The 13989-nt window shown below is 48.2% G+C and carries 11 protein-coding genes; 8 read left to right on the top strand and 3 right to left on the bottom strand.

Features of this window, described 5'->3' with window-relative positions; genetic code table 11:
- Positions 1 to 5: 5 nt before the first annotated feature.
- From PCO85_21680 to rhlB, 3 genes are all read right to left on the bottom strand, one after another.
- Complete coding sequence (locus PCO85_21680) at positions 6 to 1766, bottom strand: glycoside hydrolase family 28 protein (GenBank protein WJV53713.1); 1761 nt, start codon at positions 1764 to 1766, stop codon at positions 6 to 8.
- Between the two features lie 537 nt (positions 1767 to 2303).
- Positions 2304 to 3800: a guanosine-5'-triphosphate,3'-diphosphate diphosphatase gene (gene gppA, locus PCO85_21675; GenBank protein ID WJV53712.1), complete on the bottom strand. Its 1497-nt coding sequence runs from the start codon at positions 3798 to 3800 to the stop codon at positions 2304 to 2306.
- A 7-nt stretch (positions 3801 to 3807) separates the two neighbouring features.
- Entirely contained in the window at positions 3808 to 5100 is a 1293-nt protein-coding gene (rhlB, locus tag PCO85_21670; GenBank protein WJV53711.1) for an ATP-dependent RNA helicase RhlB, read from the bottom strand.
- Between the two features lie 119 nt (positions 5101 to 5219).
- On the opposite strand from rhlB, the gene trxA reads away from it, so the two are divergent.
- The 8 genes from trxA (at position 5220) to rffA (ending at position 13989) form a co-directional block, all read left to right on the top strand.
- Entirely contained in the window at positions 5220 to 5546 is a 327-nt protein-coding gene (gene trxA, locus PCO85_21665) for a thioredoxin TrxA (GenBank protein ID WJV53710.1), read from the top strand.
- 422 nt (positions 5547 to 5968) lie between these two features.
- On the top strand, positions 5969 to 7228 hold the full coding sequence (gene rho / locus PCO85_21660) for a transcription termination factor Rho (protein WJV53709.1): 1260 nt from the start codon (positions 5969 to 5971) through the stop codon (positions 7226 to 7228).
- A gap of 239 nt (positions 7229 to 7467) precedes the next feature.
- Positions 7468 to 8559: a UDP-N-acetylglucosamine--undecaprenyl-phosphate N-acetylglucosaminephosphotransferase gene (wecA, locus tag PCO85_21655; protein WJV53708.1), complete on the top strand. Its 1092-nt coding sequence runs from the start codon at positions 7468 to 7470 to the stop codon at positions 8557 to 8559.
- Between the two features lie 21 nt (positions 8560 to 8580).
- Positions 8581 to 9627 carry an ECA polysaccharide chain length modulation protein gene (gene wzzE, locus PCO85_21650; GenBank protein ID WJV53707.1) on the top strand — a complete coding sequence of 349 codons (1047 nt, stop codon included), beginning with the start codon at positions 8581 to 8583 and terminating at the stop codon, positions 9625 to 9627.
- Positions 9628 to 9697: 70 nt separating this feature from the next.
- Positions 9698 to 10828 carry a UDP-N-acetylglucosamine 2-epimerase (non-hydrolyzing) gene (wecB, locus tag PCO85_21645; protein WJV53706.1) on the top strand — a complete coding sequence of 377 codons (1131 nt, stop codon included), beginning with the start codon at positions 9698 to 9700 and terminating at the stop codon, positions 10826 to 10828.
- On the top strand, positions 10825 to 12087 hold the full coding sequence (wecC, locus tag PCO85_21640; protein ID WJV53705.1) for a UDP-N-acetyl-D-mannosamine dehydrogenase: 1263 nt from the start codon (positions 10825 to 10827) through the stop codon (positions 12085 to 12087). Before wecB ends, wecC begins: the two co-directional genes overlap by 4 nt.
- A 65-nt stretch (positions 12088 to 12152) precedes the next feature.
- Positions 12153 to 12854 carry a dTDP-4-amino-4,6-dideoxy-D-galactose acyltransferase gene (rffC, locus tag PCO85_21635; GenBank protein WJV53704.1) on the top strand — a complete coding sequence of 234 codons (702 nt, stop codon included), beginning with the start codon at positions 12153 to 12155 and terminating at the stop codon, positions 12852 to 12854.
- 4 nt (positions 12855 to 12858) lie between these two features.
- Entirely contained in the window at positions 12859 to 13989 is a 1131-nt protein-coding gene (gene rffA / locus PCO85_21630; protein ID WJV53703.1) for a dTDP-4-amino-4,6-dideoxygalactose transaminase, read from the top strand.

Below are 13989 nucleotides of genomic sequence, written 5' to 3'. Positions count from 1 at the left end.
CACTATCAGTGTGTAACGATTTTGCCGTCTACGCTGACATTTTTTACCGTTCCGAACTTCCACGGTGTGCTGCCGCTCAACAGGTTGGTGAAGACCAGATGATTGAAGTGGCTATCTTTAAGATCACTAATGGACGTCGGCATCACTTTGTCCAGTTTCATATCACTGAAATTCAACTGGCTGTGCCAAACGCCGTGTTTACTGTCACCGGCAATTTCAATGGCTGGCTTGTTACCGGTGGAGTTCTGAACAGTCACGTTTTTCACCGTAAAATTGTAAAAATGTGCCGGCGTGGCCGCTGGTTCATAGTCAATGGAGCCATTTGTGTCACTGTAATTCAGTGTCACTATCACAGCCTGTTTGGAGAGGTTTTTCATGGCGTTATTGCGGAATGTCACGTTACGGGCACCGCCGCCGATGGCTGTGGCGCTTTTCGCACGCAAACCAATATCTGTCATGTTCATGATATTGTTTTCCGCCAGAATATCTTCAATCCAGGCGCCAGTATGGCTCCCCATCACCACCGCGCCATGCCCATGACGGAAGTAGTTGTTGAATATCCAGGCATGTTGGGTTGGTTCTTGATGTTGCGCTTTTGCTCCCATACCCGCCGCGAAGTTAATGCTGTCATCCCCGGTATCAAACACACTGTTAAACACCATCATGTTCTGACTATTGCCAAATTCGATACCGTCGCCGTTGTTAATGTTGTATGTCTGGTGTGTGACGCCATTAACCACTACGTTACGATTTTCCATGAACATGATGCCGTGGAACGCCGGGTTGCGGATGGTAATACCTGACAAATAGACGTTTTCTACGCCTCTCAGGGTTATCAGGCTGGAACGATACTGGCTATACGCGATTTTGGCGCTGATACCGCTTCCTATCGCTCTCTTCACTTGATTCATGGCCAGAATACCATCCTGTTCGACGGTGATGTTGTTGCCTTTCATATACTGCGGCAACATATTCCCTGCTTCATCTTTGATTTCCCCGGTGGTAGCGAATTTCCAGCCATTTCCGTCGATTACGCCCTGACCGACAATTCTGATGTTTTTGAAGGTGCCGGGTTTGGCGCTGTTCTTGTCAATTGCGTTGATCAGTGATGCCGGACGTTTCTGAGATGAATAACTGTAAAGCTGGTAGGCGTCAGGGTAGTCGGATGGGTTATCCGAGCCTAACAGTGTGGCTCCGGCCATCAGATTCAGCGTCATGTCGCTTTTCAGCCATAGTGCGCCAGTTTTAAATACCCCAGCGGGAACATCAAGCCGGCAGCCAGGCGGACAGGCATTAATGGCTTTCTGGATAGCCGTAGTATTAATGGTTTCCCCGTCTGCTTTGGCACCATATTGGGTGATATTAACTATCGGCGGCACAGTGGTCGTCTTGGCAATGACTACGTTACTATCGCTTGATGTAGAGCCATTATTATAGACAGCTCGAACGGTAAACCGGTATTGGGTGTCAGCCTTCAGACCCTCAATCTTTGCGTTTTGTATTACAATTTTATGATGAAAATTGGTTTTATCGTTGGCGTAAAATGCATTGATATAGGGTTTGGAAGGCGAGTGTTCATCGCTATTCTGGCTGGCCAGCCCAATCAATCGGCCATTCTGGTAAATCTGGTAGTCGACAATCGCCGATGTATCTTCGGGGGTATCCCAAACCAGTACGATACTGTGGTCGTCATAAGCTAGCGTGGGTACCTTCAGTTGCTGTGGCGCTTGCGGGGAGGGAACGGCCGCGAATGATGTTGTAGCCATGATGGTTGCCGCTAGCAGAAGCGACATGACGGATATTCTGCAAGTTCCAGGAAGGGAGAAAAGATGCTTGTTCATTCTCGTTCGTTCCTTATCATTAATCAGCTAAAGTGGTTTTTTTCATCCGGTTATTTTTATATATCCAATAGATCTTAAATTACGGAAAGATGGCAAGCAGAAACATCTTGATGAGTTGACTCAGGTAAGTGATTCGGGTGAGTCAGTATGGCCAACGCATCTGCAACTTGAAATATGATAGGTGTGAAACATAATTTTACTTTAATAAGAATGACGTTTTGTAAAATACATCTAGTGCTTTTGCTCTTACTCGGTGCGGGATCACAAATCGGTGTGTATAAATCAAAAAAACGGTAATGATTCTTGAGAATGTTGACAAACCAGGATCATGATAATGAGCGACGATGCGGTGTGACCGCACCAGAAATAGTGCGGTGTGGGCTTATGGGGAGATCTTTATCGGTTCGAATATTATCACCGAGTGTTATCAGCAGAGATAGCATATCGCTATCTGTGGTTATCTCAGGCGGGATTTTCTTCCACGATCAACGTCCAGTGGACATAGCTTTGCCATAACCGTTCCTGCTCCAATGTTTCTGCCCGCAACGGGTGTTGGGATAGCCATCCCGCCGGTAGAGTAACCCGCAGTGTCTCTCCTTCCACTCGCAGACTGACGTTCGGTAATGTATCGTCACGGCGTCGACTGGCGAAAATAATTGCCAATCGTAACAGACGGCAAAGCCGTTGTGCCTGTAACACTGGCAATGCATTCTGTTGGGTTAACGGTATGGGATCCAGTGGGTTACTTTGATTATTCAGTAAAGTGGCCAGTAACTTCTTTTGGGCCGGGGTGAAGCCGGGCAAATCACTATGGCTAACCAGATAAGCGGCGTGTTGTGGAGCCTGGCGAAAGTCGATACTAAGTCCAATTTCATGTACCAGGCAGGCGCTTTGCAGTAACTCCCGACATCGATTATCCAGCTGCCAGTCAAGCGCCACCTGTTGTGCGAAACTATCTGCCAGCAGACTGACGCGCTTAGCCTGTTCGGCATCCAGCAAATAACGGCGTTGCAGATTATGCAAGGTCCGGTGGCGAATGTCCTGATCGACGGGGAAATGCAGCATACCGTAGACTAGTCCTTCGCGCAGTGCACCTCCGGCCAGCGTCATGGTACTGATTTCTAGTTCCTGAAAAATGGCCAACAAGATGGAAAGACCGCTGGGGAAAACCAAGGCACGTTCCAGCGTCAGCCCTTCAATTTCCAGTTCTTCAAGTTTGTTGCATTGAATAGCGCGCTGTTTCAACTGTTGGAGCTTGTCCAGGGTAATGTACTCATCCATACCCTGGGCCACCATGATTTCCTGTAGCGCCTGAACCGTGCCTGAAGCGCCGACACAGATTTGCCAGCCTTGTTGTCGTAAGGCATCTTTTATCGGATGCAGCATCACTCTTGCTGCCTGTTCGGCATGTGCAAAATTATCTGAACCGAGATTACGATCGCCGAAGTAGCGTTCAAGCCAGGTAACGCAACCCATCGGCAAACTGAATAGCTGAGTGGTGCGAGAACCCGTGCCGGTCGCCAGTTCGGTACTACCACCGCCGATATCAACAACCAGCCGCTGTTCCGGTCCGCCAGTCGTGTGGGCAACACCTTGATAAATCAGCCTGGCTTCTTCTTCACCACTGATAACCTGAATAGGTAGTCCCAGGATATGTCGGGCCTGCTGCAAAAACTCGTCAGCGTTGACGGCAAGCCTTAAGGTCGCTGTAGCCACTACCCGCACCTGTTCGGGCGGAATATCCTGCAGGCGTTCTGAGAACAGTTTCAAACATGCCCAGCCACGTTGCATTGCTTCCAGTGAGAGGCAGTTTTGTGCGTCCAGTCCTGTTGCCAGCCTAACTTTACGTTTAATGCGAGACATTGTCTGCACACTGCCAGCGACTTCACGCACCACCAACATGTGAAAGCTGTTGGAACCTAAATCAATAGCCGCATAAAGCGAAGAAGAACTTGGCATCGGCGAATCAGCTCGCTCGTTTACGGTTGTTACGTGGTGCTCCGGCTCCGCTACGACGCGGTGAATTGTGCCGACGAGGGCCGCTATTGGAACGCGGACGAGTCAGCCGCTTCGGTGCGGGTAAGTCGGTCAATAATGCATCGCTGTCATACTTGCTGACAGGAATATGGTGTCCAATATAGCTTTCAATAGCAGTAAGATTCAGTGCGTATTCTTCGCAAGCCAGGCTTATTGAGTAACCACTGGCACCAGCGCGACCTGTACGACCAATGCGGTGGACATAGTCTTCACAGTCATCCGGCAGATCATAGTTGAATACGTGGGTAACGGCGGGGATATGCAGGCCACGGGCAGCAACATCGGTGGCGACCAGAATATCCAAATTGCCATGGGTGAAATCATCCAAGATACGCAGTCGTTTTTTCTGTGCCACATCCCCGGTTAGCAACCCGACACGATGCCCGTCGGCAGCGAGGTGACCCCAGATGTCTTCACAACGGTGTTTGGTATTGGAAAAAATAATACAGCGATCAGGCCACTCTTCCTCAATCAGTGTCTGTAACAACCGCATTTTTTCTTCGTTAGAAGGATAAAATAGCTCTTCTGTAATGCGATAACCGGTTTTTTGCTCCGGTTCGATTTCTATGTATTCCGCATTGTTCATCTGCTCGAACGCTAATTCGCGCACGCGATAGGATAGCGTGGCGGAGAACAGCATGTTTAAACGCTGATTTACCGGTGGCATCCGGCGGAACAGCCAGCGGATATCTTTGATGAAACCCAGATCGTACATACGATCGGCCTCATCCAGTACGATAACCTGAATCGCGCCCAGACTGATATGGTTCTGCTTGGCATAATCGATCAGGCGGCCCGTAGTGCCGACCAGGATATCTACCCCGCTTTCTAGCACTTTCAGTTGTTTGTCATAACCATCGCCACCATAGGCCAGGCCTAATTTCAATCCGGTAATGCGCGCAAGTGCTTCCGCATCGGAATGGATTTGTACTGCCAGTTCACGTGTGGGGGCCATAATCAAGGCCCGTGGTTGGTTGGTCTGACGTTCAGCTGAGGCGGGGTGAGAAAGCAGATAATGGAAAGTAGACGCTAAAAAAGCCAGCGTCTTGCCCGTACCGGTTTGCGCTTGTCCCGCTACATCACGCCCTGACAAGGTCAATGGCAGAGCCAAAGCCTGGATGGGTGTGCAGTTATGAAACCCTTTACTTTCAAGTGCTTCGATAACTTTCGGGTGCAGTGCGAAGTCGGAAAACTTCTGTTCAGTTAAGTATGTTTTGCTCATAGTGTGGTAGAATATCAGTTAACTATTGCTTTACGAAAGCGTATCCAGTGAAATAAAGTCAACCTCATGGTTGGTTAATGCTACACCAACTAGGTAGACATAATCCTGCGGAGTAAAACATGAGTGATAAAATTGTTCACCTGACTGATGGTAGTTTCGATACGGAAGTATTGCAGGCTGAGGGCGTAACACTGGTTGATTTCTGGGCTGAGTGGTGTGGTCCGTGTAAAATGATTGCCCCTATACTGGATGAAATTGCTGAAGAGTACGTGGGTAAATTAACGGTCACTAAACTGAACATTGATGAAAATCCAGCTACTGCGCCGAAATATGGCATTCGTGGTATTCCCACCTTACTGTTGTTCAAGAACGGTGAAGTGGCAGCAACAAAAGTAGGGGCTTTGTCTAAGGGCCAGTTAAAAGAGTTCCTGAACGCTAATTTGTAATTTGTTATATCTGCAATACCCTGGGCGACAGTGGACAGTAAGAATTTCTCATATTGACCGCTGGACGCCCACGGGGAAGCGTGCTAGATTCGTCAATACTGCATATCGTACTTACCTATGTTTGAGCCTCTAGGCTTAAACCTGAGAGTTAAAATCTAAAGCATTATTCTGTGTCAAAATCGGAAAGTCATTGATTAACGAATGTCTGTTTATCTGATTTGGGCAATCTAACAGTTTTAAATTAATTGGTTTTAAGGTGTCTTCGATCTCTTGCCGTGTGTATGTGCAAAGTCCGCGTGACTTCAGCTCGAAAAGATGCTGGCATTCGGCGATTGAAGGCTGTTTATAGAGGCACGGATGATCCTGCCATACCATTCACATTAATAGTTCGAGATTTACCCCGAGTTAAAGAACCCACCATTATGAATCTTACCGAATTAAAGAACACGCCAGTTTCTGAGTTAATTACACTTGGCGAAAATATGGGGCTGGAAAATCTGGCTCGTATGCGTAAACAGGATATTATTTTCGCCATACTTAAGCAGCATGCCAAAAGTGGCGAAGATATTTTTGGCGACGGTGTGCTGGAAATATTGCAGGATGGTTTTGGTTTCCTCCGCTCTGCTGACAGCTCCTACCTCGCCGGTCCTGATGATATCTATGTTTCTCCCAGTCAAATCCGCCGGTTTAACCTTCGTACCGGTGATACTATCTCTGGTAAAATTCGCCCGCCGAAAGAGGGAGAACGTTATTTTGCCTTGTTGAAAGTTAACGAAGTTAACTATGACAAACCTGAAAATGCGCGCAGTAAGATTCTGTTTGAGAACCTGACTCCGCTGCATGCTAATTCGCGCCTGCGTATGGAACGTGGTAACGGTTCTACTGAAGATTTGACTGCCCGTGTGCTGGATCTGGCTGCGCCGATTGGCCGTGGTCAGCGTGGACTGATTGTGGCTCCGCCGAAAGCCGGGAAGACCATGTTGTTGCAGAATATTGCGCAGAATATTGCGTATAACCATCCTGATTGCGTGCTGATGGTGTTGCTGATTGACGAACGTCCGGAAGAAGTCACAGAGATGCAGCGTTTGGTTAAAGGAGAGGTGATAGCTTCTACCTTTGATGAACCGGCTTCCCGCCATGTGCAAGTTGCTGAGATGGTGATCGAGAAAGCCAAGCGTCTTGTTGAGCACAAAAAAGATGTCATTATTCTGCTGGACTCCATTACTCGTCTGGCGCGCGCCTATAACACCGTCGTACCATCGTCGGGTAAAGTATTAACCGGCGGTGTGGATGCTAACGCTTTACATCGCCCTAAACGTTTCTTTGGCGCTGCACGTAACGTTGAAGAAGGTGGCAGTCTGACGATTATTGCCACGGCGTTAATCGACACCGGCTCCAAAATGGATGAAGTGATCTACGAAGAGTTTAAAGGTACTGGCAACATGGAACTGCATCTCTCTCGTAAGATCGCAGAAAAACGTGTGTTCCCCGCGATTGACTACAACCGTTCCGGTACACGTAAGGAAGAGTTGTTAACCACATCTGAAGAGCTACAGAAAATGTGGATTCTGCGCAAAATCATTCATCCTATGGGTGAAACTGATGCGATGGAGTTCCTGATTAATAAGCTGGCAATGACGAAAACCAATGATGAGTTCTTCGACATGATGAAACGTTCGTAAAAATGCTTTGGTATGAGAAAACGCCACGCGGGTCGTGGCGTTTTTTATTTCTATTCACCTATAATGGTAGAGAATAGATAAATTTTATAAACTACGTATCTTTATACTACGAGCGCCTACCCGGATGAGTAATGGTGGCAATCCATTGTTGACCCAGTATTATTCATCGAGATGGTAACAAGTTAGGCATAACAAGGCATACAATAGAACAGCCGTAGTCTCATTAACTGCTGTGAACGGTGAATTTACTCATTATGAGTACCGAATTAGTATTTATCTTTTTGTTTTCTTTTGCCTTTCTGTTTTTTTCTCGCAAGGTGGCAAAAAAAATAGGGCTGGTTGATCGTCCGGATTTTCGTAAACGCCATCAGGGGCTGATCCCATTAGTAGGCGGAATCTCAGTTTATGCGGGTATCTGTTTTACATCGGTAATCACTAATTATCACATCCCGAATTTCCAGTTGTACCTGATTTGTTCAGGTGCGTTGGTGTTTGTTGGTGCACTGGATGATCGCTTTGATATCAGTGCCTGGATTCGTGCCGCTATGCAAGCTGTTGTCGCCATGTTGATGATGGTGCATGCCAATCTATACTTACAGCACTTTGGGCGTATCCTGGGGTCTTGGGATCTTGGCGCCGGGCCATTCGGTCATGTACTGACACTACTTGCAGTTTGGGCCGCGATCAATGCGTTTAATATGGTTGACGGTATTGATGGGTTGCTTGGCGGCCTTTCTTGTGTGTCATTTGGCGCCTTGGGGTTCTTGCTGTACGAAAGTGGCAATACCAGCCTGGCATTGTGGTGTTTTGCCATGATTGCAGCCACCCTTCCTTATATCTTGTTGAACCTTGGTGTACTCGGGAAACGGTATAAAGTTTTTATGGGTGATGCGGGAAGTACCATGATTGGGTTCACTGCAATATGGCTATTGTTGCAGAGTACTCAGGGACCCAATCATGTTATACATCCGGTAACTGCGTTGTGGATTATCGCCATACCGCTGATGGATATGGTTGCCACCATGTACCGTCGGTTACGTAAAGGAATGAGTCCATTTTCACCGGATCGGCAGCATATCCATCATTTGATCATGCGGGCAGGATTTACTTCACGCCAGGCGTTTGTACTGATTACATTGGCGGCGCTAGTGCTAGCCGCCGTGGGTATTTTGGGTGAATATCTGTTGTTCATTCCCGAATGGTTCATGCTGGTATTATTTTTGCTCGCATTCTTCTTGTATGGTTACTGTCTCAAACGAGCCTGGCGTGTTGCACGGTTGATTAAACGTGTAAAACGGCGTATGCGTCGGCCAAGTAGTCAGTCATATTAACCAGATCAGTTTGGGGAAGTAATGAGAACGAATAATATTTCTGTCTCGGATGAGCAGTTAGAGAATGCGCTGGATCTTCGTAGCGTATTTTGTGCGCTTTGGTGTGGAAAAGTATGGGTGCTGGGTATCACTGCGCTGTTTGTGCTCTTTGCCCTGATTTATTCTTATCTTGCCCCACAGAAATGGGGTGCTATAGCAGTAACCGATAAACCGACAGTGGATATGCTGAACGGATTCTACTCCCAACAGCAGTTGCTGCGTAATCTTGACACTAAGGCATTTCCGGTCTCTGGACCTGAGTCACCATCTGTCGCTGCGGATGTTTACGCTGAATTTATCATGCAACTGGCTGCTTACGATACCCAGCGTGATTTTTGGTTACAGTCTGAATACTACCTATCGCGCAAGGAAGGTAATAGGAAAGCGGATGCTATTTTGCTGGATAAGTTGATAAATAATATTCAGTTTACTTCGCATAACGATGTCAAAAAGACTAATGATAGTGTGAAGTTGACGGCAGAGACGGCCACCGATGCGGACATGTTATTACGCCAGTACATCAACTTTTCAAATCAACGGGCTATCACTCACCTCAATGATGAACTGAAGGGGCTTTGGGTTGCCAAAACAACCTTTATTCGTTCACAAATCAAGCAGCAGGAAGCTGTCTCCCAAGCCATTTATAACCGTGAATTGCACAATGTTGAACAAGGATTGACGATTGCCAGACAGCAAGGAATCAACCATAACCAAACCAGTAAGCTTCCTGATGCGTTGCCCGTATCGGAAATGTTTTTATTGGGAACACCAGTGCTGATGGCTCGATTGGCTTCACTGAAAGCCAACGGCCCACAATACGACATAGATTATGATCAAAACCGGGCGATATTGACCATCCTTGATGCTGGCCCGACATTGAATAAAAACATTCAGACTTACCGATATCTGCGTACACCCGAAGAGCCTGTTAAGCGAGATAGTCCCCGCCGCCTTTTTTTGCTGGCAATGTGGGGCGCTATCGGTCTGTTAATCGGGGCAGGTGTTGCATTGGTACGCCATCCCCGTTAACCGGTAATATCCAGGCACATCATTCCTGATGGGCAGAAGGCTACATCTAACCTGATTAAAGAGAGTCATTGTGAAAGTGTTGACTGTTTTTGGTACTCGTCCCGAGGCCATAAAAATGGCTCCGCTGGTTCATGCTCTAGCTCAGGATGAATTTTTTGAATCAAGAATTTGTGTGACCGCGCAGCATCGAGAGATGTTGGATCAGGTGCTGCGTCTGTTTGATATCACGCCAGATCATGACCTGAATGTCATGCAGCCGGGGCAAAACCTCAGTGATATATCCTGCCGGATTCTGGAAGGCTTACAGCCGGTCATGGAAAGCTTCAAACCTGATTTGGTACTGGTTCATGGTGATACCACCACTACGTTGATCACCAGTTTGGCGGCATTCTACCAGCGTATTCCTGTTGGACATGTAGAAGCGGGATTGCGCACGGGTAATCTTTATTCCCCCTGGCCGGAAGAAGCAAACCGTAAGCTAACCGGGCATCTGGCAATGTTCCATTTTGCACCAACACAAAGCGCTCGCCAGAATCTGTTAAAAGAGAATCTTCCTGACTCGCATATTTTCGTTACGGGAAATACGGTCATTGATTCGTTGCTCTGGGTAAAAAAACATATTATCAGCAACGCGGCGTTGTGCCGCAGTCTGGATAAACAGTATCGTTTTCTTGATGAGCACAAAAGAATGCTGCTGGTGACCGGGCATCGGCGTGAGAGTTTCGGTGATGGATTTGAGCGCATATGTAGCGCGCTGGCAGATATCGCCCGTCATCATCCTGATGTCCAGATTGTTTATCCGGTACATCTCAACCCGAATGTCAGCGAGCCGGTTAACCGAATTCTCAACGGTATTGATAATATTTTTTTGATTGGTCCGCAGGATTATTTGCCGTTTGTCTACCTGATGAACCGTGCTTATCTGATCTTGACGGACTCTGGTGGCATCCAGGAAGAAGCGCCTTCACTGGGTAAACCGGTACTGGTGATGAGGGAAACTACGGAAAGGCCGGAGGCGCTGGTTGCTGGCACGGTCAGGTTGGTTGGCACTGATGCTGCTAAAATTCTGGCTAATGTCTCGGAATTGCTTACGGATGACGACGCTTATCAGACTATGACTCATGCGCATAATCCCTATGGTGACGGACATGCCAGTCAACGCATTATCGACGTTTTAAAACAACATCAGGTAACGGTATGAGTTTCGAAATAATTTCAGTCATTGGCTTGGGGTATATCGGCCTGCCGACGGCAGCGGCTTTCGCTTCTCGCAGAAAAAAAGTTATTGGCATTGATGTCAATAAGCATGTGGTGGAAACCATCAATCGAGGTGAGATTCATGTCGTCGAGCCGGAGTTGGCGGTGCAGGTGAAAGTTATCGTGGAGAATGGTTTCCTGCGGGCGTTCAGTCAGCCGGTTCCGGCCGATGCTTTCCTGATTGCAGTGCCGACACCATTTAAACATGCCCATGAGCCGGATCTTTCAGCTGTGCAGGCTGCGGCTGAATCTATCGCGCCGGTTCTGAAACGGGGTGATTTGGTTATTCTGGAATCGACGTCCCCGGTGGGAACAACCGAATGGCTGGCTGAACATCTGGCGACGATACGGCCTGATTTAACTTTTCCTCAGCAGGTCGGCGATGCGGCGGATATTAATATCGCCTATTGTCCTGAGCGGGTATTACCCGGGCAGATAATGACGGAACTGATAAATAATGACCGGGTTATTGGTGGTATGACACCACGTTGTTCTGAACGTGCCTGCGAGCTATATAACATTTTTCTGGAAGGTGATTGTGTAGTTACTCATTCCCGTACGGCAGAAATGTGCAAGTTGACAGAAAATAGTTTCCGAGACGTTAACATCGCCTTCGCCAATGAATTATCGCTGATTTGCGCGGAGCAGAATATTAACGTATGGGAACTTATCCGATTGGCAAACCGTCATCCCCGGGTCAATATTCTTCAGCCGGGACCTGGCGTCGGTGGCCATTGTATCGCGGTGGATCCCTGGTTTATCGTGTCACAGAATCCACAATTGGCCCGGTTGATTTATACGGCCCGGTTGGTAAATGACGATAAGCCACTCTGGGTGGTGGACCGTGTTAAGCGCGCATTGGCAGACTGTGTAACACAAAGTGATAAGCGTGCCAGTGAAGTGAAGATTGCCTGCTTTGGCCTGGCGTTTAAACCCGATATTGATGATCTGCGGGAAAGTCCGGCCATGATGATTACCGAAATGATTGCCCGTTGGCATTCTGGTGAAACATGGGTTGTAGAGCCACATATCGACCAACTTCCGGCGGATTTGAGTGGGCAGGCTACATTAGTAGATATGACCCGTGCATTGCGTGACGCCGATATTATCGTGATGTTAGTCGATCACCGTCAGTTTCGTGCTATCAGCCCGGACCATGTAACCCAATCCTGGGTTATTGATGCGAAAGGCATCTGGCGTTGAAGCCGATTTTCATTAACTGATGACACAGGCTTTACTGGTACTTAACGAAGTAACAGGAATCATGTATGCCCGTTTATGCCAATATTGAGCCATTACGCTGGGAGAGCGATTTTTTTCAACTTCTCAGTGGTCGGTTGATGTTCGATGCTGAAGCTCCGAAACTGACGGCCACACAACTGGATCATTATGCGGTGACACATGCGAAGGTAGCCGCTGATCAGTTGGTATTAGCCGACGCGCTGGCGAATCTGGGATTCCGGCTGGTGGAAGGAGAAATCGACTTCAGTCTGAATGTTGCGTCGAATCTTCTTATCAAGGCAAGTGGCCTGCGTGTGGCTAATGAGCGTGATATTCCTCTGTTGCGTGAGGTCGCTGCCCATACTTTTGGGTTGAGCCGCTTTCGTCCTCCCTGGTATCAGCCAAATGACAGTGGTCGTTTTTATGCCTGCTGGGTGGAAAATGCGGTGCGCGGTACGTTTGATGATGTTTGTCTGCTGCTTGAAGATAACGCCAGACAACCTCTGGGATGGGTGACATTGCGCAGGTTGCCCGATCATGAGGCCCGTATTGGGTTGTTATCGGTCTGGCCGGGGCGATCTGGCCAAGGGATTGGGTTGCAGCTGATCCAGTCGGCTGAAAGATGGTGCCAACAAGCTGGTATCAAGCGTCTATGGATCGCGACACAAATCAGTAATGTGGCGGCGATACGTCTTTATCTGCGCAGCGGTGCCAGCGTAGAAAGCACTGCTTACTGGTTATATAGGTGATGAGATGATTCCTTTTAACGCGCCAGCCATTGTGGGTTCTGAGCTGGAGTATATGCAGGCGGCGATGCGCAGTGGGAAACTTTGTGGCGATGGTGGTTTTACCCGCCGTTGTCAGCAATGGCTGGAGCAGTATTCCGGCAGCCAGAAAGTGCTGCTGACGCCTTCCTGTACTGCATCGCTGGAAATGGCTGCCATTATGCTAAATATTCAGCCCGGTGATGAAGTGATCATGCCAAGCTACACATTTGTTTCTACTGCCAACGCGTTTGTCCTGCGCGGTGCCAGCATTGTGTTTGTGGATATTCGCCCGGATACGATGAACATCGACGAAAGCAAAATCGAAGCGGCTATCACTGAAAAGACCAGAGTTATTGTTCCGGTGCATTATGCCGGCGTGGGTTGTGACATGGATGTCATTATGGCGCTGGCGGAGAAATATCACCTGCATGTAGTTGAGGATGCGGCGCAGGGGATGATGTCGCGCTATAAAGGTCGTCCGCTGGGATCCATCGGGCATGTGGGGTGTTTCAGCTTTCATGAAACCAAGAATTATACTGCGGGTGGTGAAGGCGGGGCGACGCTGATTAATGAGCCGACGCTGATTGAGCGGGCGGAAATCATTCGTGAAAAAGGTACCAATCGCAGCCAGTTTTTCCGGGGACAAGTCGATAAATATACCTGGCGGGATATCGGCTCCAGCTATTTGATGGCGGATATACAGGCAGCCTATCTGTGGGGACAACTGGAGACTGTGAAGCGCATTAATGATCGCCGCCTGCAGCTATGGCAAAACTATGAGCAAGCGTTTAAGCCGCTGGCGGCGGCGGGCCGGCTCGAACTGCCTTATATCCCCGCCGACTGTGATCACAATGCGCATATGTTTTATATCAAGCTACGGGATACGGCGGAACGCGCGGCGTTTATCAATCATATGAAGGAAGCGGAAATTCTGACCGTGTTCCACTACATCCCACTGCACAATTGCCCTGCGGGTCAGCGATTCGGACGCTTTGTAGGGGAAGATCACTATACGACTCGTGAGAGCGATCGTTTAGTGCGGCTACCCCTGTTTTACAATCTGAAAAATATAAATCAGCGTACTGTGATCAATACTGTTTTGAGTTTCTTTTCCTGA

It is taken from the genome of Prodigiosinella aquatilis (assembly GCA_030388725.1).
Classification (GTDB): Bacteria; Pseudomonadota; Gammaproteobacteria; order Enterobacterales; family Enterobacteriaceae; genus Prodigiosinella; species Prodigiosinella aquatilis.
This window is presented reverse-complemented; position numbering and strand designations above follow the sequence as displayed.